Source organism: Streptomyces sp. NPDC050806 (assembly GCF_055586425.1).
The window spans coordinates 542,888-563,220 of sequence record NZ_JBVJIF010000008.1; the positions used below are offsets into that span (position 1 = coordinate 542,888).

Annotated in this window: 21 protein-coding genes; 9 read left to right on the forward strand and 12 right to left on the reverse strand. The window is 72.6% G+C overall.

The annotated features are described in order from the left end of the window. Positions 1-155 precede the first annotated feature (155 nt). From ACZ6WH_RS27230 to ACZ6WH_RS27250, 5 genes are all read left to right on the forward strand, one after another. Positions 156-740, forward strand: a complete 585-nt coding sequence (locus ACZ6WH_RS27230; RefSeq protein ID WP_469731343.1) for an NADPH-dependent FMN reductase — start codon at positions 156-158, stop codon at positions 738-740. 91 nt (positions 741-831) lie between these two features. After that, on the forward strand, positions 832-1,758 hold the full coding sequence (locus ACZ6WH_RS27235; protein WP_469731345.1) for an LLM class flavin-dependent oxidoreductase: 927 nt from the start codon (positions 832-834) through the stop codon (positions 1,756-1,758). Positions 1,759-2,001: 243 nt separating this feature from the next. Continuing rightward, positions 2,002-3,087, forward strand: coding sequence for an isopenicillin N synthase family dioxygenase (locus ACZ6WH_RS27240; protein ID WP_469731347.1), 1,086 nt, complete (start codon positions 2,002-2,004; stop codon positions 3,085-3,087). Beyond that, complete coding sequence (locus ACZ6WH_RS27245; protein ID WP_469731349.1) at positions 3,087-4,457, forward strand: nucleobase:cation symporter-2 family protein; 1,371 nt, start codon at positions 3,087-3,089, stop codon at positions 4,455-4,457. The genes ACZ6WH_RS27240 and ACZ6WH_RS27245 overlap by 1 nt, the downstream gene beginning before the upstream one ends. 100 nt (positions 4,458-4,557) lie before the next feature. After that, the gene (locus ACZ6WH_RS27250; protein ID WP_432855324.1) at positions 4,558-5,442 is read left to right on the forward strand and encodes a Bax inhibitor-1/YccA family protein; all 885 of its coding nucleotides are present in this window, start codon (positions 4,558-4,560) and stop codon (positions 5,440-5,442) included. Between the two features lie 127 nt (positions 5,443-5,569). On the opposite strand, the gene ACZ6WH_RS27255 is transcribed toward ACZ6WH_RS27250, so the two are convergent. After that, positions 5,570-5,800, reverse strand: coding sequence for a DUF4287 domain-containing protein (locus tag ACZ6WH_RS27255; protein WP_030617501.1), 231 nt, complete (start codon positions 5,798-5,800; stop codon positions 5,570-5,572). A gap of 98 nt (positions 5,801-5,898) precedes the next feature. Here ACZ6WH_RS27255 and ACZ6WH_RS27260 point away from each other — a divergent pair, with 98 nt between their 5' ends. Further along, complete coding sequence (locus tag ACZ6WH_RS27260; RefSeq protein WP_432855321.1) at positions 5,899-6,219, forward strand: hypothetical protein; 321 nt, start codon at positions 5,899-5,901, stop codon at positions 6,217-6,219. Between the two features lie 70 nt (positions 6,220-6,289). Here the strand turns inward: ACZ6WH_RS27260 and ACZ6WH_RS27265 are convergent, their stop codons facing one another. The 3 genes from ACZ6WH_RS27265 to ACZ6WH_RS27275 form a co-directional block, all read right to left on the reverse strand. After that, the gene (locus tag ACZ6WH_RS27265) at positions 6,290-7,180 is read right to left on the reverse strand and encodes a hypothetical protein (RefSeq protein ID WP_469731352.1); all 891 of its coding nucleotides are present in this window, start codon (positions 7,178-7,180) and stop codon (positions 6,290-6,292) included. 409 nt (positions 7,181-7,589) lie between these two features. Further along, positions 7,590-8,810, reverse strand: a complete 1,221-nt coding sequence (locus tag ACZ6WH_RS27270; protein WP_469731354.1) for an acetyl-CoA C-acetyltransferase — start codon at positions 8,808-8,810, stop codon at positions 7,590-7,592. A 217-nt stretch (positions 8,811-9,027) separates the two neighbouring features. Next, complete coding sequence (locus ACZ6WH_RS27275; RefSeq protein WP_432855313.1) at positions 9,028-10,053, reverse strand: SGNH/GDSL hydrolase family protein; 1,026 nt, start codon at positions 10,051-10,053, stop codon at positions 9,028-9,030. A gap of 202 nt (positions 10,054-10,255) precedes the next feature. Here ACZ6WH_RS27275 and ACZ6WH_RS27280 point away from each other — a divergent pair, with 202 nt between their 5' ends. Then, entirely contained in the window at positions 10,256-11,638 is a 1,383-nt protein-coding gene (locus ACZ6WH_RS27280) for a cystathionine beta-synthase (RefSeq protein ID WP_399719813.1), read from the forward strand. A gap of 395 nt (positions 11,639-12,033) precedes the next feature. On the opposite strand, the gene ACZ6WH_RS27285 is transcribed toward ACZ6WH_RS27280, so the two are convergent. After that, on the reverse strand, positions 12,034-12,438 hold the full coding sequence (locus tag ACZ6WH_RS27285) for a hypothetical protein (RefSeq protein WP_469731356.1): 405 nt from the start codon (positions 12,436-12,438) through the stop codon (positions 12,034-12,036). 9 nt (positions 12,439-12,447) lie between these two features. Further along, complete coding sequence (locus ACZ6WH_RS27290; protein ID WP_469731358.1) at positions 12,448-13,860, reverse strand: purine-cytosine permease family protein; 1,413 nt, start codon at positions 13,858-13,860, stop codon at positions 12,448-12,450. A 167-nt stretch (positions 13,861-14,027) separates the two neighbouring features. Between ACZ6WH_RS27290 and ACZ6WH_RS27295 the strand changes: the two genes are divergently transcribed. Continuing rightward, entirely contained in the window at positions 14,028-14,900 is an 873-nt protein-coding gene (locus ACZ6WH_RS27295; protein WP_432855303.1) for a MurR/RpiR family transcriptional regulator, read from the forward strand. Positions 14,901-14,933: 33 nt separating this feature from the next. On the opposite strand, the gene ACZ6WH_RS27300 is transcribed toward ACZ6WH_RS27295, so the two are convergent. From ACZ6WH_RS27300 to ACZ6WH_RS27325, 6 genes are all read right to left on the reverse strand, one after another. Next, positions 14,934-15,308 (reverse strand): hypothetical protein, encoded by a 375-nt coding sequence (locus ACZ6WH_RS27300; protein ID WP_432855300.1) that lies wholly within the window; start codon positions 15,306-15,308, stop codon positions 14,934-14,936. Positions 15,309-15,365: 57 nt separating this feature from the next. Then, positions 15,366-15,758, reverse strand: a complete 393-nt coding sequence (locus ACZ6WH_RS27305; protein ID WP_469731360.1) for a roadblock/LC7 domain-containing protein — start codon at positions 15,756-15,758, stop codon at positions 15,366-15,368. An 82-nt stretch (positions 15,759-15,840) separates the two neighbouring features. After that, complete coding sequence (locus ACZ6WH_RS27310) at positions 15,841-16,605, reverse strand: transcriptional regulator (protein ID WP_469731362.1); 765 nt, start codon at positions 16,603-16,605, stop codon at positions 15,841-15,843. Next, the gene (locus ACZ6WH_RS27315) at positions 16,602-17,006 is read right to left on the reverse strand and encodes a hypothetical protein (RefSeq protein ID WP_469731364.1); all 405 of its coding nucleotides are present in this window, start codon (positions 17,004-17,006) and stop codon (positions 16,602-16,604) included. Before ACZ6WH_RS27315 ends, ACZ6WH_RS27310 begins: the two co-directional genes overlap by 4 nt. A 220-nt stretch (positions 17,007-17,226) precedes the next feature. Continuing rightward, positions 17,227-18,588: an APC family permease gene (locus ACZ6WH_RS27320; protein ID WP_469731366.1), complete on the reverse strand. Its 1,362-nt coding sequence runs from the start codon at positions 18,586-18,588 to the stop codon at positions 17,227-17,229. A gap of 75 nt (positions 18,589-18,663) precedes the next feature. Continuing rightward, positions 18,664-20,049: a type III PLP-dependent enzyme domain-containing protein gene (locus tag ACZ6WH_RS27325; protein ID WP_469731368.1), complete on the reverse strand. Its 1,386-nt coding sequence runs from the start codon at positions 20,047-20,049 to the stop codon at positions 18,664-18,666. Between the two features lie 135 nt (positions 20,050-20,184). Between ACZ6WH_RS27325 and ACZ6WH_RS27330 the strand changes: the two genes are divergently transcribed. Then, the coding region (locus ACZ6WH_RS27330) for a hypothetical protein (protein WP_469731414.1) at positions 20,185-20,333 on the forward strand (149 nt) is incomplete at its 3' end.

The window sequence follows — 20,333 nt, forward strand, 5'->3', positions numbered from 1 at the left end:
TGACTTGCCAAAGCCGCTGATGGTGAGGGCGCGAGCCGCCCGCGCGTGACATCCCGCCAGTAGCGTGGCCGGCAGACAGCGGCAGCACCGGGCCCCGCCCTGTGCGCACCGGCCCCGCCCCCGCATTCCGCACCCACTCTGAACATGGAGAACCCATGAGTACTGCACCCCTGAAGCTCGCCGTCGTGATCGGGAGCGTGCGCGAGAACCGCCTGGGCGCCAAGGTCGGCGACTGGTTCGTCCGGCAGGCCGCCCAGCACCCCGACGTCGAGGTCGACGTCATCGACGTGATCGAGCACCCGCTGCCGCTGGCCATCCCCGGCTTCGGCCAGGAACTGGACTCCGCCACGCAGGAGATCAAGGACGGCATCACCCCGCGCCTGGAGGCGGCCGACGCCTTCGTCGTGATCACCCCGGAGTACAACCACTCCTTCCCGGCCTCGCTGAAGAACGCCATCGACTGGCACCTGAGCGAGTGGGCCGCCAAGCCCGTCGGGCTCGTCTCGTACGGCGGCATGGGCGGCGGCCTGCGCGCGGCCGAGCACCTGCGCCAGGTGTTCGCCGAGGTCCACGCCATGACCATCCGCGAGATGATCAGCTTCCACAACCCCTGGGGCGCCTTCGAGGACGGTGCCGCGCCCGAGGGCGCCGAGGTGGCCGCCAAGAAGCTGCTGGACCAGCTGACCTGGTGGGGCCGCGCGCTGCGCACCGCCCGCGCCGACTCCCCCTACCAGGCCTGAACACCCGCCCGTACCGAACCCCGCAGCCCGGTCCCTGCCCCGCTGTGCCGACCGCGCAGCGGGGCACGGCGGGCCGCCGCTTGGAGGCCCCGTGAACATCCCCCGGATCGGCATCACCCTGCCCTCGATCGGCGCGCCCGGCGATGTCCTGCCCGATGTTGCGCAGGCCGCCCGCCGGGCCGAGGAGGCCGGTCTCGACGGACTCTGGGCGGGCGACCACCTCACGCTCGGCGAGGCGCCCGCGCTGGACTCCGGCCTGGTCCTGGCCGCCGCTGCCGCCGCCACCCGGACCATCGGCATCGGCTGGTCCGTCTACCTCCCCTCGCTGCGCACCGTCTCCTGGGCGGCCCGCCAGGTCGGCACCCTCCAGTACCTCGCCGGAGACCGCCGCCTGGACCTGGGCATCGGCGTGGGCGGCGGCGGAACGGAATGGCACGCGGCCGGCACCACCGACGCCGACCGGGGCCGCCGCACGGACGCCTTCCTGCGCCTCCTCCCGCAGCTCCTGGCCGGCCGCCCGACACGCCTCCCCGACGTGCCCGGCACCCCGGAGTGCACGCTCGCCCCCGCCGTCCCCGTCCCGCCGGTGTGGATCGGCGGCTTCGCCGACTCCGCGCTGCGCCGCACGGCGCGGTACGGCACCGGCTGGCTCGGCGCCCTGCAGACCCCGGACGCCTTCCGCGCCACGGGGGACCGGCTCCGGGAGCTGGCCGCCGAGGAGAAGCGCCCCGCGCCCCGGCTGGCCACCATGATCCACGGCGCCCTCGCCCCGCGCGGCGCCACCGACGGCCTGCGCGACCGCTACGCCGCCTCGCTCGTCGCGTCCTACGGACTGGACCTCGAGACCGCCGGCGGCCTGGCCGTCACCGGCGACCCCGAGCAGGTCGCCGAGCAGCTCACCGAGTTCGTCCGGGCCGGCGCCGAGCAGCTGGTCTTCACCACCCCCGTGCCGGACTGGCACCGCTGCGCCGACCTGCTCGCCGAGGCGCGGCAGCTCGTGCTGCGCGAACTCTCCTGAGCCACTCTCCCGCAGGCGTCCCCCGTCGCCTGCCGTGTCCCGCCGCCGGCGCTCCGGCGCCCGGCGGGACACGCCCGGAAGGCAGGCCGGCGCCCCCGTCCGGCCTGCCTTCCGCCGCGTCCGCCCCTCGCCGCGCCCTCGTGCGCCCCGCCGTTTCCCGTCATACGGACGGTAATTGACGAAGCGTCAGCACGGGTGCACCATGCCGCAACAAACTGTTGAAGCTGCGGAAGGACGCACGCGATGGGCGAGGCACAGGGCACCGGCGGCGCACTCGACGTCCCCGTCATCGACCTGTCCGGCTGGCGGTACGGGACGGCCGAGGACCGGGCGGCGGTCGCGACGGCCGTGGACGAGGCCGCGCGCACCGTCGGATTCATGCAGATCACCGGGCACGGCATCCCCGAGAGCGCGGCGGCCGGGCTGGCGGCGGCGATGGACGCCTTCTTCGGGCTGCCGCCGGCGGCGAAGCGGGCGCTGTGCGCGCCGCCCGAGATCAACCGCGGGTACACCCCGCCGAAGGCGGAGAAGCTCAGCCTGAGCCTCGGGGTGGCCTCGCCGGAGGACCTGTTCGAGGCGTTCAACGTGGGCGTCGACGCCGGGGCGCCGCACGGCCCGTACGCCGGTGCCGCGCTGCCCGCCGAGCACTTCCCGGCGAACCTGTGGCCCGACCCGGCGGCGGTGCCCGGGTTCCGGGCGGCGGTCGAGGAGTGGTTCGCGCAGGCGGGGGCGCTCGCGCGCCGGCTCACCGAGGTGTTCGCCGTGGCACTCGGCCTGGAGGAGGGCTACTTCGCGCCGTACACCCACCGCTCGGTCGACGTGCTGCGGATGAACAACTACGCGCTGCCGCCCGGCGAGAGCGTGGTCGACAAGCGCCAGATGGGCATGGGCGCGCACACCGACTACGGCATCGTCACCGTCCTGTGGGCGGACCGCGTGCCCGGCCTGCAGATCCTGGCCACCGACGGCACCTGGCACGACGTCGTACCGGCCGAGGGCGCCGTCCTGGTCAACCTCGGCGACGCGCTGGCCCGCTGGACCGACGACCGGTGGCGCTCCACCCTGCACCGGGTGCTGCCGCCCACCGACGCCGACGGGCGCCTCGTACGGCGGCGGTCGGCCGCGTACTTCCACGACGGCAACCACGACGCCGTCATCAGCGCGCTGCCCGGCTGCGTCGAGCCGGGCGCCCGGCCGCTGTACGAGCCGGTCACCATCGGAGAGCACATCGCGGCCAAGCTCGCCGGGTCGCGGGCGCTGCGGCCCAACGAGGACGCCGCGCGGGAGGCCGCACGGCTGCGGTCGGCGTCGGAGAGCGCGGGCGCCTGATGGCGGCCGTGCGCACCGCGGCGGCGGAGCGCCCGCGCCACCCCGTGGACGAGGTGCCGCCGCTCGGCCGGACGCTCGTCCTGGCCCTCCAGCACGTGCTGGTCATGTACACGGGCTCGCTCGCCGTACCGCTGCTGTTCGGGGCGGCGGCGGACCTGCCGCAGGACACGATCGCCCTGCTCATCACGGCCGACCTGCTGATCGCCGGGGTGATCACGGTGGTGCAGAGCGTGGGCGCGGGACGCCTCCTGGGCGTGCGGCTGCCCGTCGTCGCCGGGGCCGGCTTCGCCGCGATCACTCCGATGATCCTGATCTCGCAGCAGTACGGCATGCCCGCCGTCTACGGCTCGATGCTGGCGGGCGGGGTCTTCGGCCTGCTCGTGGCGGTGCCGTTCGCGCGGCTGGTGCGCTTCTTCCCGCCGCTGGTCGGCGGCTGTGTGATCACCGTGATCGGGCTGTCCCTGATGGGCGTGGGGACGCAGCTGGTGGCGGGCGAGGACCCAGCGGCGCCCGGGTACGCCGCGCCCGAGCGGCTGCTGCTCGCCGCCGGGGTCGTCTTCGTGATCATCGCCCTGACCCGGCTCTCCCGGGGGTTCCTCGGGCAGATCGCGGTGCTGCTCGGGCTGGTGGCCGGCACCGCCGCCGCGGTGCCGCTGGGGCTCACCGACTTCTCGCGGGCCGGGGGGACGGCCTGGGCCGGGGTGCCCGAGCCGTTCCACTTCGGGCCGCCGGAGTTCCCGGTGGCCGGGGTGGCGGCCATGTGTGTCGTGATGCTGGTGATCTTCACGGAGTCCACCGCGAGCATGCTGGCGGTGGCCGAGATGACGGACCGGCCGCTGACCTCCGGGGACCTCGCCCGGGGGCTGGCCGCCGACGGCCTCTCCGGGGTGCTGGCCGGTGGCATGAACTCCTTCCCCGACACGCTCTTCGCCGAGAACCTCGGCCTGGTGGAGATGAGCCGGGTCCGCAGCCGGTGGATCACGGCCGCCGCCGGGGCGGTCCTCATCGTGCTGGGCTGCCTGCCCCGGCTCGGCGCGGTCGTGGCCGCGCTGCCGGACCCGGTGGTGGGCGCGGCGGCCCTGGTGATGTTCGCCATGGTGGCGGCCGTGGGGCTGCGCATACTCCAGCGGGTGGACTTCCGGGACGGCCCCGACCTGCTGGTCGTCGCCGTCTCGCTGGCCGCCGGGATGGTCCCGGTCACCGCGCCGCACATCTACGACGGGCTGCCCGCCGGGGTCCGGATCGTCTTCGGCTCCGCGATCACCTGCACCGCGCTCACCGCGTTCGTCCTCAATCTGCTCTTCCACCATGTGTCGCCCGCGGCCCGCCGGGCACCCTCTTCCGAGTCCGGTCCTGCACCACAGCGATGAGGGATTTCCGTGAAGATCCTGCTTGAGGAGTAGGGACGTGGCTTTGCCAAGCCATTACCCTTGAGGCCAAGGCCGCGCAGGGCGGCCATGGAGGAGTGAGATGAGGAGCAGCAACCCGGTCTTCTCGCGACGGGGGTTCAGCCGAAACGGCTACGCCGGCTTCAATGCGCCGCCGCAGGCCGGGGGCGCCGCCAACCCTTACGCGGGGACGAACCCCTACGCCGGACAGGCCCCCTACGCGGACGCCAACCCGTACGCGGGCGGTAACCCCTACGCCCAGGGTCAGCAGGACACGACCCAGGCCCCGCCGTACGTCCCGCAGACCCGCCCGATGACGATGGACGACGTCGTCGTCCGTACGGGCCTCACGCTCGGCACCGTCGTCGTCGGCGCCGCCGTGGCATGGATCATGGACCTCTCCATGGGCCTGGCCATCGGCGCCGCGCTGATCGCGATGGTGCTCGGCCTGGTCCAGTCGTTCAAGCGCAAGGCGTCGCCGCCGCTGATCCTGGCGTACGCGGCGTTCGAGGGCCTCTTCCTCGGCGCGATCAGCAACGCGATCAACCAGTGGGTGGCCCCCGGCGCGCCCATGCAGGCGGTGCTCGGCACCATGGCGGTCTTCACCGTGATGCTGATCGCCTACAAGACCCGCATCGTGCGGGTCAACGCGCGGTTCACCCGCTTCGTGATCATCGCCGCCATGGGCTTCCTGCTGCTGCAGGTCGTCAACCTGCTCTTCATGGCGTTCGGTGGCGGTGACGGCCTCGGCTTCCGCAGCGGCGGCCTCGGCATCGTCTTCGGCATCGCCGGCGTGCTGCTCGGCGCGCTCTTCCTCGCCCTGGACTTCAAGCAGGTCGAGGACGGCATCGCCTACGGCGCGCCGCGTGAGGAGTCCTGGCTCGCGGCCTTCGGTCTCACCATGACGCTGGTGTGGATCTACCTGGAGATGCTGCGCCTGGTCGCCATCCTCAACGGCGACGACTAGCGCCTGCCGGTCCGGGCCGCGCGGTCCCGGACACGGCAAAGGGCCCGTGGGAGGTATGCCTCTCGCGGGCCCTTCGGGTTTCCGGCGCGGCCCGGTCACGGGACCGGACCATGCACGGGAACGTCCGCTAGAACAACTTCCGGGCCGCGCGCCGCAGGTCGTACTCGTGCACGATCGCCTTGGCGTGTCCGTAGGCGAGGTTGTGCGCGCCCCGGAGCCAGCTGACCTTCTCCTCGAAGCGGAAGAGAGCGGGGCCTTCCTCGACCGTGCGAAGCCACTCGGAGACTTCGCGGCCGGTGCAGTGGGGGATACGGGAGAGCAGGTTCCGGTGGGTCTCTTCGGAGAAGACTTGGGACATCGGCGCCTCCGGACGCGTTCGATGCTGGTCCTTCAGCACACCGTGCCTGAGCGTTCCGGCGTTGGCAACCACCCGGGAGTGGCGCATAGGCTCACGCCGTGCTTGACGTGATGCCTTTGCTGTCCGCCGTGGACGCCCTCGCCGACCGGCTCAGGGCCCTCCCGCAGAGCGCCCTGACGCGGGGCGCCGCCGCCGAAGGAATGGCCCTCGCCAGGGAGTTCGTGCTGCGCGCGCAGCGCCTGGAGGAACCGGGCACCGAGCCGCGCGAGCTGCCGGACGCCGGGCCGTTCTCGGTCGGCGACCAAGTGGCGGTTTCCGGCCATGACTTGGCGTATGCGTTGCGGGACGCGGAAACGGCCCGTGCCGAGGACGTGGCACAGGCCGTGGAAGAGGTACGGCGGACCGCGGCGCGCTGCTGAGCGGTCCCGGACCGGGCGGGTACTGGGCCCGGTCCACGGGGGCCGCCGCCGGGGCGGCGGGCGGGACGCCTCAGAGGGAGGCGATGACCCGGTCGGCGAGGACGTAGACGCTGTCGTCGCGGCCCTCGCCCCAGGCGAAGGTCAGCGCGTACGCGCCGGAGACGCCCGAGCCGCCGAGCAGCACGGTGGTGTGTCCCTCGCGGAGCGCCTCGGCGACCCGCTCGGCCGTCTCGCGGTGGCCGGGGGTCATGCAGACGGTCGTGCCGTCGGCGAAGACGTAGACGTCCAGGGTGCCCAGCGGGCCCGGGCGCACGTCGGCCAGCGGCGTACGGTCCTCGGCCAGCTCCTCCAGGCGCGCCACGGTGCGCTCGTGGTCACCGATGGCGGGGGAGGGCGAGAAGTCCGGGTGCGAGGGGTGGCGCCGGCGCGCGGCGGCCAGCTCGGCGGACTCCGCCTCCTCGACGGCCCCGTCGGCCGGCGCTTCCACCGGCTCCAGGTCGATCTCGTCCATGCCGAACAGCGGCTCGGAGCCCAGCACGTCCGGGTCCAGGCCCGCGAAGTCGGCCTGCCGCGGCAGGTAGAAGCGGTCGAAGCCGTCGCCGGGTGCGGTCTCCTCGCCCGGTACGGCGGGGCCCGTCATGAGCGAGGGCGAGTCGGCGGCGTCGCGGGCCTCCTGGGCGGCCCAGAAGGCGCGGGCCTCGGCGAGCTCGCGCTCCCGCTCCTCGGCCAGCGCGTCGGCCACCGCGGCACGTATGTCCTCCAGCGGCGTCTCGGCGGCGGGTGCCGGGCGGGCGGCGGGAATGGCGGCGAGGGCGGCGGCGCCGTCCTCGCGGGCGGTGCGGAGTTCGGCCCGCAGCCCGGCGACCTCGCGGCGCAGGGTGCGAGTGGTGTGCAGGGAGGCCGCTCCCAGTGCCACGGCGATGGCCGCGGCCGGCAGCAGGAGGATGGTGATGGCGGTCACTGGCGTACTCCCGGTAGCAGAATGTCCCCCCGACTTCCTACCTCAGCCTGCCGTGGGTCGGCGACCGTTTGCAGTGCGCTATGTCCCCAAATGCTGGTGGCCTTGGGCCTCGTACGTTCGGGTGACCCCCGCTCGACCTGGGAAAACGCGACTCCCCCAGGGCATTCATCACAATCCTGGGGGAGTTAGCGCAACGATCTTGTCACCGGGTGACGGGAGTCACCAAGCGTCGCGGAGGGTGCCTGAGTTGACACATACGGTCCGCAAACGCACTGCCGGGACGACGGTGACGGCCGGCTCGCGGCTCAGCTCAGCCGCTCGTGCTTGTGGTCGCGCTGAGCTTCGCTTCCGCTGCGGGCAGGTGCCGGGCACTCGTTCCTCGCACCCGACCCCTACCCTCCGCTGCAGCTCAGCTCAGCCGCTCGATGACCATCGCCATGCCCTGGCCGCCGCCGACGCACATCGTCTCCAGACCGAACTGCTTGTCGTGCCACTGGAGCGAGTTGATCAGCGTGCCGGTGATCCGGGCGCCGGTCATGCCGAAGGGGTGGCCGACCGCGATGGCGCCGCCGTTGACGTTCACCTTGTCCAGGTCGATGCCCAGGTCCCGGTAGGAGGGGATGACCTGCGCGGCGAACGCCTCGTTGATCTCGACCAGGTCGATGTCGCCGACGGACAGGCCGGCGCGCCGCAGCGCCTGCTTGGAGGCCTCGACCGGACCCAGGCCCATGATCTCGGGGGAGAGGCCGGAGACGCCGGTGGAGACGATGCGGGCCAGCGGGGTCAGGCCCAGCTCACGCGCCTTGGTGTCGGACATGATCACCAGCGCGGCAGCGCCGTCGTTGAGCGGGCAGCAGTTGCCGGCGGTGACCAGGCCGTCGGGGCGGAAGACCGGCTTGAGGCCCTGCACGCCCTCCAGGGTGACGCCCGCGCGCGGGCCGTCGTCCTTGCTGACGACCGTGCCGTCCGGGGTGGTGACCGGGGTGATCTCCCGCTCCCAGAAGCCGTTCTTGATGGCCTGCTCGGCGAGGTTCTGCGACCGTACGCCGAACTCGTCCATGTCCTGGCGGGTGATGCCCTTGAGCCGGGCGAGGTTCTCCGCGGTCTGGCCCATCGCGATGTACGGGTCGGGGACCAGGCCGTCCTCGCGCGGGTCGTGCCAGGTCGAGCCCTCGGTCTGCGCGACCGCCTCGGTGCGGGCCTCGGCCTCGGCGAAGAGCGGGTTGTGGGTGTCGGGCAGGCTGTCGGAGTTGCCCTTGGCGAAGCGGGAGACGGTCTCCACGCCGGCCGAGATGAAGACGTCGCCCTCGCCCGCCTTGATGGCGTGCAGCGCCATCCGGGAGGTCTGCAGGGACGAGGAGCAGTACCGGGTGATGGTGCAGCCGGGCAGGTGGTCCATGCCCATCTGCACGGCCACGATGCGGCCCAGGTTGTTGCCCTGCTCGCCGCCGGGCAGGCCGCAGCCGAGCATCAGGTCGTCGATGTCCTTCGGGTCCAGCTCGGGGACCTTGGCCAGCGCGGCCTTGATGATCTCGGCGGTCAGGTCGTCCGGGCGCAGATCCTTCAGCGAGCCCTTGAAGGCGCGGCCGATCGGGGAGCGGGCGGCAGAGACGATCACGGCTTCGGGCATCACGCGGCTCCAAGGGGAAAAGGCTTCTCAGGACTCTGAGGGAAGCTACCTGCACGTACAGCGAAGGTCACGGTTCCTGCGCTGTGATGCGGGCCTCTTTTCTAAGCGACTGCTTACCTCCGTACTGAGCGGATGCTTACCCATCCGGCGGGCCGCGCGCAAGGGGGCGGCGCCGCCCGTCCGGCACGGCGCCGTGTCCGCACTGCCGCCACGACCGCTACGAGGTCGCCTCCTCCTCGGCCTCGGCCGCCGTGGCCTCCGCGTCGTGCACCGGGATCCGGTGCCGCCTGCGGTGCTTGAGCAGCGCCCACGGCGCCCGGCTGCCGGTGACCTCCGTACCGCCCTCGGACGCCGCCTGCGCCGCCGCCTCGGCGACCGGCAGGAAGCTCTCGCGCCGCTCCGGCTCCGGGCTCTCCTCCTCCGGCCACAGGCCGAGCGCCGCGCACAGCGTGGGCAGCACGGCCATCGCGGCGGTGGCGTACCCCTCGGCCGAGGGGTGGTAGTTGTCCGAGCTGAACAGCTCGCGCGGATTGGCCTCGAACTCGGGTCCCAGCAGGTCACCCAGTGACACCGTCCGCCCGCCGTTCTCCACCACCCCGATGGTCTGCGCCGCGGCCAGCTGCCGGCTCAGCCGCCGGGCCACCCAGCGCAGCGGCTGGTACACCGGCTCGACCGAGCCGAGATCGGGGCACGTGCCCACCACCACCTCGCTGCCCGCCGTGCGCAGCCGGGCCACCGCCTCCGAGAGCATGCGGACGGAGCGGGCGGGCGGCATGCGGTGCGTGACGTCGTTCGCGCCGATCATGATCACGCAGACGTCCGGCGCCGGACCGTCCGCCAGCAGCAGCGTCACCTGCCGCTCCAGGTCGTCGGACTGCGCGCCGGGCAGTGCGACGTTGCGCAGGTCGACCGGGCGCTCGGCGACCGCGGCCAGCCCGGAGGCCAGCAGCGCCCCGGGCGTCTGGCGGGGGCGGGTGACGCCCTGCCCGGCGGCTGTGGAGTCGCCGAGGAAGCCGAGCCGCAGCGCGGGCCGGTCGGTGCGGTACCAGAGGGCGGCGCCGTAGCGGCCGTCGGCGGGCGGCGGCAGCTCGCTGGAGCCGCCGACCGTCCGCCGGGCGAGCCGCACCTCGGTCAGCAGGAGGCCGACCGCGGCGACGCCGAGCAGCCCGATGCCTCCGCTGCCGACCGCGGCGGCCGTAGCGATCCGGCGTGCCACTCTCGCCCTGGACATCGTCATCGGCATCGGCCGGGCACCTCCCCGCAGTGCGTGTACGGGGGCGCGTCGGGCGTGAATGCCGGCGCGCGCCCCGCGGACTCGCGAAACTCGTGTCAAGAACGTCTTGCCCCGCGGGGCGCTCCTCGCAACGCACCTGCCCTTCAGGGGTGAGCGCAATAGGCTGGCCGGACGGGCGCAGGACAGCGCGCCCCTTACCGCGGAGACCACCGTGCAGGTTTATGAATCGATGATTGACCTCGTGGGCAACACCCCGCTTGTGAGGCTCAAGAACGTCACCGACGGCGTACGGGCAACCGTCCTGGCCAAGGTCGAGTACTTCAATCCGGGCGGATCCGTGAAGGACCGGATCGCGGTGCGGATGATCGAGGCGGCGGAACGTTCGGGCGCTTTGAAACCGGGCGGCACCATCGTGGAGCCGACCTCGGGGAACACCGGCGTCGGCCTGGCGATCGTGGCCCAGCAGAAGGGCTACAAGTGCATCTTCGTCTGCCCCGACAAGGTGTCGACGGACAAGATCAATGTGCTGCGGGCCTACGGCGCCGAGGTCGTGGTCTGCCCGACGGCCGTCGACCCCGAGCACCCCGATTCGTACTACAACGTCTCCGACAGGCTGGTACGCGAGACGCCGGGTGCCTGGAAGCCGGACCAGTACAGCAATCCGGACAACCCGCGCTCGCACTACGAGTCCACGGGGCCCGAACTGTGGGAGCAGACCGACGGCCGAATCACGCATTTCGTGGCGGGCGTGGGCACCGGCGGCACCATCAGCGGGACCGGGCGGTACTTGAAGGACGTCAGTGACGGCAAGGTCAAGGTCATCGGGGCCGATCCGGAGGGCTCGGTCTACAGCGGCGGCTCCGGCCGCCCGTACCTGATCGAGGGCGTCGGCGAGGACTTCTGGCCCTCCGCCTACGACCGCACCGTCGCCGACGAGATCGTCGCGGTGTCCGACAAGGACGCCTTCCAGATGACCCGGCGCCTCGCCAAGGAGGAAGGCCTGCTGGTCGGCGGCTCCTGCGGGATGGCCGTGGTGGGCGCGCTGAAGGTCGCCGAGGGGCTCGGCCCGGACGACGTGGTGGTGGTCCTGCTGCCCGACAGCGGCCGCGGCTACCTATCGAAGATCTTCAATGACGACTGGATGAACGACTACGGCTTCCTGGAGACCGGGGACACCGAGCGGGTCGCCGACGTCATGCACAACAAGCACGGCGGCATCCCCGAACTGGTGCACATGCACCCCGAGGAAACCGTCGGCCAGGCCATCGAGGTGCTGCGCGAGTACGGCGTCTCGCAGATGCCGATCGTGAAGCCGGGCGCCGGGCACCCGGACGTGATGGCCGCCGAGGTCATCGGCTCGGTGGTGGAGCGCGAGCTGCTGGACGCGCTGTTCGCGCAGCGGGCCTCGCTCGCCGACCCGCTGGAGAAGCACATGTCCGCGCCGCTGCCGCAGGTCGGCGCGGGCGAGCCGGTAGCCGACCTGATGGCCGTGCTCGAACGCGCGGACGCCGCGATCGTGCTCGTGGAGGGCAAGCCGACCGGGGTCGTCAGCCGGCAGGACCTGCTGGCCTTCCTGGCCCGCGGAGCACGCTGACCGCGTCGCGCGTACGGGAGGGGAGCCGCAGGTCAGCGGGGCGCGAGAGCCGACGCGGCATCAAGTGACCGTAAGGAAAAGCCCGGTCGACGCAAGGTGTACGCATGTGTCACGCGGACGCAGCACGGACTTAACACGGGTCGGGCAGATTGGTCAGTGCGGCGAACAGGACGACCGGAGCGGCTCCCGGACCTCCCGATCGCCAGGACGCGTCCGACCGGTTCGCCCGGTCCGCGTCCCCCGCGGGGACCGCCGTCGTCCCGCCCCCGGCGCGAGCCGGGGTGCGGCGGTCCCCGCAAGAACGTTCCTCCGTGGACTCGCTCCCCCGGAGCGGTCCGGACCCCCGGCCCACGCGGCCGGGGGCCGGAACCCCCGTCCGCCGGCCGCCCGCCCGGCTACTCGTCGTCGCGGTCCGCCCACGCCCGGCGGAAGCGTCCGGTGGCGTGGCCCGCCTGGACGACGTTCACGCCGAGGATGCCGGCCCAGGTCACCAGCAGGCCGACCAGCCCGGCGTGGGTCACGCCGATCGCGGAGAGCGGCACGGCCAGCACCAGCGAGAGCGCCGCGAACCCGAAGCGCTCGCCGAACCCGCCCGGCAGGCCCTCCTGCCGGGGGCGCGCCCCCCTGGCCACCTGCATCTGCCGCTCCGCCAGGCGGCGCCGGACCCGCTGGTCCACCGTCCGGTCGAGCTTCTCCACGAAGGAGTCCAGCAGCTCGGTCTCGTAGTCCGGACCGAGCTCCCTGCGCGCGTGCAGCGTCGCGTCGAGTTCTTTCCTCAGCTCAGGGTCACCAGTCGCCATGCTCGAAGGCTACGGACGGGGAGCCGCCTCGGCAGTAGGGACAGCCCCCGTATCCGCGGCCGGGATCCGGTCGGTGTCCCGGCGCGCGGCGAACCAGTACAGCGCGGCCGGCACCACGAGGCCGACCATCCAGGAGACGTCCGCGCCGCCGAGCGGGGCGACCAGCGGCCCGGTGTAGAAGTGCGTGACCAGGAACGGCAGCTGGGCGATCAGGCCGACCCCGTAGACCAGCAGCGCCTTGCCGTTCCAGGCGCCGTACCGGCCCGCCGGGTCGCTCAGGGCCGGGATGTCGTACCGCTCCTTGGAGATCAGGTAGTAGTCGACCAGGTTGATCGCCGACCAGGGCGTGAAGAACGTCAGCAGGAAGAGCAGGAAGTCCTTGAAGGAGGTCAGGAAGGAGGTCTTGCCGAGCAGGGCCACCGCGGTACCGACGACCATGATCCCGGCGAAGTAGAGGCTGCGGCCGCGCGGCGAGAGCGTGTGCTGCCCGCGGAAGCCGCTGATGCTGGTCACCATCGACATGAAGCTGCCGTAGGTGTTCAGGACGTTGATCGTCAGCTTGCCGAGGGCGATGACGAAGTAGAGCACCGAGGCCATCAGGCCCACGCCGCCCAGCCCGACGATGTAGGACACCTCGTGGCCGACGAAGGCCGCCGGGGCCGCGGCCGCCGCCAGCGCTCCGAACGTCATCGACCACTGCGAGCCGAGCACCGAGCCGGAGAGCGTCCACCAGAAGGTCGCGCGGGCCGAGGTGTGGCGCGGGAGGTAGCGCGAGTAGTCCGCGACGTACGGGCCGAAGGCCAGCTGCCAGGACGCGGAGAGCGAGACGGCCAGCAGGAAGACCGGGAAGTCGAAGGCGCGGTCGTGCAGCAGCGCCGCCAGGTCGGCCCGCTCCAGCAGGCGTACGCCGAGGTAGACGAAGGCCACCGCGCAGACCAGGCCGGCGATCCGGCCGAGGGCGTGGATGAGGCGGTAGCCGACGGCCGCCGCGAAGGCGGTGATCGCGCCGAAGGCGATGATGCCGGTGGTGTCGCCGAGGTGGGTCAGGTGGCCGACCGCCTGGCCGGCGAGCACGGTGCCGCTGGCGAAGAAGCCGATGTACATGATGATGACCAGGGCCAGCGGGACGACGGCGCCGCGCACGCCGAACTGGGCCCGCGAGGAGATCATCTGCGGCAGGCCGAGCCGCGGCCCCTGCGCCGAGTGCAGGGCCATCACCGCGCCGCCCAGCAGGTTGCCGAGCAGCAGGCCGAGCACCGACCAGAAGGCGTTGGCGCCGAACACGACGGCGAGCGCGCCGGTGACCACCGCGGTGATCTGCAGGTTGGCGCCCAGCCAGAGGGTGAACTGACTGAACGCGGTGCCGTGCCGTTCGGCGTCCGGTACGACATCGATCGAGCGTTGTTCCACCACTCCGGCCATGGCCCGTCCCTCTCTCGCTGCATGAATTCATTCAGCATCAAGCGCAAGTGAATGAAAATGCAATAGTCTGGAGCGAAGACGCTGGTGACTGCTTCGGCCCGGCGGGCCGGGCCCGGGATTACGTAGAGTCGGGCAGCACACGCCGGGGAGCGGACCGAGAGGACACGATGAGCGCGGACAACGGGGGCGAGGGCGCCACCGAGGCGGCCGCCGGGGCGGCGGCGCGACTGCAGAAGCTCTTCGAGGGGCACCGGCTGACGCCGACCCAGCGCCGGATCGCGCACTGCATGGTGCGCCGGGCCGCCGACGCGCCCTTCCTCTCCAGCGTGGAGCTGGCCGAGCTGGCCGGCGTCAGCCAGCCCTCGGTGACCCGCTTCGCGGTCGCCCTCGGCTTCGACGGCTACCCGGCGCTCCGCCGCCACCTGCGGGACGTCACCCCCGACCGCGGCACGGCCGCCGCCGACTCCCTCAACGAGTACCAGCAGGCCGTACAGGAGGAGATCGGCAACCTCCAGGAGCTGGCGGCCGCGCTCGCCGACCCCGCACCGGTCGAGGAGGCCGGCCGGCTGTTCGCCGCGTCTCCCGTACTGCCGGTGCTCGGGCTGCGTGCCGCGGTCGCCCAGGCCGCGGGCTTCGCCTACTTCGCGCGCAAGGTCCACCCCGACGTGCGGCTGCTGGACGAGGGCGGCTCGATGCTCGCCGACCGGATCGACGGGGCGGTGCGCGCGGGCGCCACGGTCCTGCTCTGCTTCGCGCTGCCCCGCCATCCCCGCGAGGTGCTCGACGCGCTGGAGTACGCCCGGGCCGCGGGCCTGACCGTGGTCACCGTCGCGGACAGCGCCTTCGCGCCGGTCGCCCGCCACACCGACCTCATGCTGCCCGCCGCGGTCGGCACCGGGCTGGCCTTCGACACGGTCTGCGCCCCCATGCTCCTCGGCCGGGTCCTGCTGGAGGCCATGTGCGACGCGCTCCCGCACGCCCAGGCCAGCCTGGAGGCGTTCGACGCGAAGGCGGTGGCCCGGGGGCTGTTCGTGGAGTGACCGGCGGGGCCCGGCGTCGGCCGGGCCCCGGAATCACACGTCCAGCTGCACCTCGATCCGCTTCAGCTGGTGCCGGGCCATCGCCAGGTTCGAGCGCTCCTTGTCCAGTGCGAGGTAGAGGAAGAGGCCGTTGTTGCCCCGGCCCTTGAGCAGCCGGATGAGGTGGTACTGCGTGCCCAGCGTGATGAGGATGTCCTCGATCTCGTCCTTCAGGCCGAGCTGTTCCATCGTGCGTACCTTGGCGCGGACCACATCGGTGTTGCCCGCCGAGGCCACCGACAGGTCGAGATCCTTGCTGCCGCCGATGGTGCCCAGGGCCATGCCGCTGGAGTAGTCGACGAGGGCGACGCCGAGCACGCCCTCGATGGAGGTCATCGCTTCCTTCAGTACGGCTTCGGTGTTGGCCATGAGAGGCGCACTTCCTTTCCGTCGGGTGGGTTTCCGTGCAGGGGTGGCGGTCATGGGTCAGGTGTTCTCCAGACGTTCCAGAGCGCTGTCGACCACTTCGCCGATGCGCGCGCCGGACCGGCGGGCCTCCAGATGGAGCCGGCCCACGTTGACGCGAGGTTCGGCGATCAGGGTCAGGACCGCTGACGAGCCCGCCGCGTACAGCGCGATGTAGCCGTCCTCGCCGCGCAACAGCAGCTCGCGGAATTCGCCCTGGCCGGTCGTCTCGGCCAGTCGCAGGGCGACGCCGAGCGCCGCGGCGGTGAGCGCGGCAACGCTCTCCGCCTCGGTGCCGGCGGTGTCGTGGGCCAGCACGAGTCCGTCGGTGCTGGCCGCGAGGGCACCGGTCAACTGCGGCACGCGGGCGCGCAGTCCGATCAGTTCACCGAGCGCGTCGGCTTCCGTCGTCATCAGCTGTCTCCTCTCGGCGCGCTGCCTCAGAGCGCGCCTCATGACGGCGAGCGGACGGCCCAAGGGTTCGTGTCGTGCGTCGTCACAGGCTTTCCTCCAGAGCGTCGCGGAGCCGGCGTAGCAGGGTGATGTCCGGGGCGGCGTACTGCCTGGCGGCCCAGTCGGGAGCCGGGGACGCCGGCGCGGGCGCGGGGGCGGCGGGTGTCTCCACCAGCCCGCCCGCGGCCAGCCGGCGCACCTCCAGCAGGGTGTGGAAGGCCGGGCGGCCCAGCGCCCGGGCGATGGCTTCGGGGGTGCGGACCCCGTCGGCGAGGCTCAGGACGACGCGCTGCCGGAGGGGGATCCACCGGCCGGCGGTCGGGGCACGGGGCACCACGGGGGCGCTGTCGACGTCCGGATACGGCCAGACGGCGGCCAGCAGGGCCCGGCGGCGCGAGGATTCGTGCGCCACGACCGCCGCGGGTACCGGCCGGACCGGGCCGATCCAGTGCGAGACGCCGTAACGGAAGCGGGACGGGCCGCTGCTCGGCGCGAGGGCGAAGAAGGCGGCGTCGAACAGCGCGCCCAGATGGCAGAGTTCCAGCTCGCCGCCGGCCAGCCGGCCGCTGTCGACCAGGAAGCGCCCCACTTCCTGGCGGGCGCCGGCCCGGGCGAGGGCCTCCTCCCAGCCCGCCCTGGGCAGCCGCCCGGTGGCGGACAGCAGGACGTCGATGCCCGGCGCCGCCGGGCTCTCGGCGTGCACGACCTGTCCCTCGGCGAGGTAGAGCGTGCCGCGCTCGCGGATCAGTACGCCGGTGGCCCGCTCGTCGGCCAGCCGTACGAGCATCGGGGAGACGGCAGTCCTCATCCGAGCACCAGCCGTTCGGCGATGCTCTGGAGCCGGATGCGGGCGAGCGCCAGGTTGCCCGTGTCGCGGTCCAGCCAGAGGTGGAGGAAGACGCTGCTGTCGAAGGTGGTCGCGACGAACCGCATGACGTGGAAGCCCGTGCGGGTGGTGACGATCAGGTCCTCCACGGGCGGTTCCTTGCCCGGGAGGTCCGCGGGGTCCGCGGGGGCCGGGGCGAAGACCGAGTGCTCGGCGGCCATGCGGGCCAGTTCGGCCGTCTCGGTCGCGGTGGTCTCGAAGTCGCTCCCGGACGGCTCCCCGACCGTGCCGAGCGCGAGCCCGCTGGTCCAGTCCACGATGGCGGCCCCGCGGGCGCCCGGCAGCTCCATGGCATGGAGCAGGCACTTGTCGATCCCGGGCACGCCGACTCCTCTCCCCGCGACGGTGTGCGGCGCCCAAATGTGCGGCTGAGGCGGCGAGATTACGTACCGGGCCGGACGAAGCGGGGAGTATGGGCGAACTCTGTCGGAACATGGTGCAAGCCGACGCTATGGGCAACGGTGCGACCGGAGCATGTCATCACATGATCGGATCGGGTGACCGAAATCTGATGGCCGATGGCGCCGGCCGCACCGCCGTGGGTCAGTCCTCGCCACGCGCCTTCAGGACGAGCTTGTTCACCGCCCACAGGGCCACGCCGATAAGCAGCAGCACCCCCGCCCGGACGTACACGTCGAGCGGCCGGTCGGCCAGCGGACCGGCGAGGACCAGAGCCGCGAGCGCGCCCAGCACGGGCAGCACCGTCGGGGTACGGAAGTGGGCGTGCGCCACCCGGTCCCTCCGCAGCACCAGCACCGCGATGTTGACCACCGCGAAGACGCACAGCAGCAGGAACGCCGTGGTGTCGCCCAGCCCCTCGATCTCGCCGGTGACGACCAGGCCGACGGCCAGCAGCGAGACGAAGACGATGCCCGCGACGGGGGTACGGCGCCGGGCCAGGACCCGGCCCATCGCCCTGGGGAGGATGCGCTCGTTGGCCATGCCGTAGCAGAGCCGCGAGGCCATCATGATGTTGATCAGCGCCGAGTTGGTGACGGCGAAGAGGGCGATCAGTGCGAAGAGCTTCGGCGGGAAGTCCAGCCCGCCGGCCTTGACCACCTCCAGCAGCGGCCCGCTGGACTTCTCCAGCGTGCGGTGGTCCACCAGCAGCGACGAGGCGAGCGCGACCAGGACGTAGATCGTGCCCGTCACGGCCACGCCGATGAAGAGCGCGCGCGGGAAGGTGCGGACCGGGTCCCGGGTCTCCTCGGCCATGTTCACCGAGTCCTCGAAGCCGACGAACGCGAAGAAGCCGAGCGCGGTGGCGCCCAGTACGCCGGTCACCAGTGCGTACCCGCCGCTCCCGGACGCCTCGAAGTCGGTCAGCCGGGCCGGCTCGCCGGCACCGGTGAGGACCGCGTACGCGCCGATCGCCAGGATCACCAGCAGGCCGGTCACCTCGACCAGCGTCAGGACGACGTTGGTCTTCACCGACTCCGAGACGCCGCGCAGGTTGAGCGCCGCGAGCGCGAGGACGAAGAGGACCGCGACCACCGTGGGCGGTACCGCGTCGGTGAACTCCGCGAGGTAGTCGCCGCCGAACGCGCGGGCCGCCGCGCTCGCCGAGGACAGCCCCGAGCACATCACCATGAAGGCCACGATGAAGGTCAGGAAGGGAACCTTGAACGCCTTCTGGGTGTAGAGCGCGGCACCGGCCGCCCGGGGGTACTTGCCGACCAGTTCGGCGTACGAGGCGGCCGTCAGGAGCGCCACGACGAAGCCGATCACGAACGGGAGCCACACCGCGCCGCCGACCTTGCCCGCGACCTTGCCGGTGGTGGCGTAGATCCCGGTGCCGAGGATGTCGCCGATCACGAAGAGGATCAGCAGTTTGGGGCCGATGGCGCGCTTGAGGCCGGTCTCTTCGGGTGGCGCGGTGGAGCCCGGATTGGTGGTGTCCGTCATCAGGACCTCCCCCGAGAGTCGATTGCGGGGGCTACTGCCCGCCACCGGCCGCCCGGAAGCGCCGGTTGAGGAAGTTCAGAGCCGCGACAGCGCGTCGCGTTCCGGGCCGCCGGCCTCCCGCACGATGTCCTCCGACGACTGGGCCTTCCGTACGGTGGCGAAGACGGCCGTGCCGTCCGGGTCCTCGGCGAAGCCGTACACGGCGGGCCTGGCCAGGCTGTTGTAGCCGTAGTGGTGCGCGAAGTAGTAGGCGCCGGTGTCCAGCACCGCCACGTGGTCGCCCTGCGCCAGCGGCGGCAGCGCGCGGTTCTCGGCCAGCAGGTCGCCCGCGAAACAGGCCGGGCCCGCCACGTCCTGCGCGAGCGGCGCGCCGCCCTTCGGCAGCCCCGCGCCGTCGAACGCGGCGATCCGCAACGGCCAGGCCGCGGGCGCGTAGACGGTACGCGTGGCGACCTGTACGCCCGCATGGGTGACGGCGATCGGCCGGCCGCCGGAGGTCTTGGCGTACTCCACCCGGGCCAGCACCGTGCCGTGCTTGGCCAGCAGCGACCGGCCGAACTCGGTGACCAGGCCGTACCTGCCGTCCAGCAGCCCCGGCACCTGCTCCTTCAGGACCCGCGCGTACTCCTCGTAGGTGGGCTCGTCCGCCTCGGAGGCGAAGTTCACCGGCAGCCCGCCGCCGATGTCCACGGTGTCGATCTGCGGCCGGCCCACCGCTGCGTTGATCTCCTCGGCCAGCTCGTACGCCGCCCGCACGCCCCGCGCCATCAGCTCCAGCGGCACGCCCTGGGAGCCGGAGTGGGTGTGCAGCCGGGTCAGCCAGGGCCGTGCGCGGCAGGCGTCGACCACCCACTGCCGGGCGCCCTCGTCCCGCAGTGCGACGCCGAACTTCGAGGTCTCGGTCGCCGTGGACAGCGCCTCGATGCTGCCCGCGCCGACCTGCGCGTTCACCCGCAGCCCGAGCGGTATGGGGGCACCTCCCATGCCCTTAGGGCCATGGGGGAGGGTGGCGGCCGAGGAGATCAGCGCGTCGATGCGGGCCAGCTCCTGCGGGTTGTCGGCGTTGACCGCGATGCCCAGCGCGAGCGCCTCGCGCAGCTCGGCCGGGGTCTTGGCGGGGGAGTCCAGCACGGTGTGCGAGGGGCGTACCCCGGCGGCCCTGGCCAGCGCCAGTTCGCCGGGGCTCGCGACCTCGGCGCCGATGCCCGCCTCGTGCAGCAGTCGCAGGACGGGGACCAGCGGGGTCGCCTTGACGGCGAAGGCATGCAGTACCGGCGCGTCGGTGACGGCGGCGAACGCGGCCCGCAGCGCGGCGGCGCCCGACCGGATGCCCGCCACGTCCAGCAGCCCGATGATCGGCGCGTCGGGCCCGACCAGGCCGCGCGCCACCGCCGCCGCGACGGCCCGCTCCCGTCGCGCGGCCCGTTCCGTCCCGCCTCCGGTACCGCCCGTGAAGGTCATGACGCCACTCCACCACCTGCCGCGCGGGTCCGCCATGGCGCCATTGACTAGCTATATTCATCCAAGCCAATATGTGAATACATTGATCCAGTGCCGGGCTCGGTGCTGGGCACCGCCGAGGGCAGGAGGCAGGGCATGTCAGGACCGCGACCCGTGCGAGCATCGCGTGGTACGGAACTGAGCGCCCGGGGGTGGCAGCAGGAGGCCGCCCTGCGGATGCTGCAGAACAACCTGGATCCGGAGGTGGCCGAGCATCCGGACAAGCTCGTCGTCTACGGGGGGAC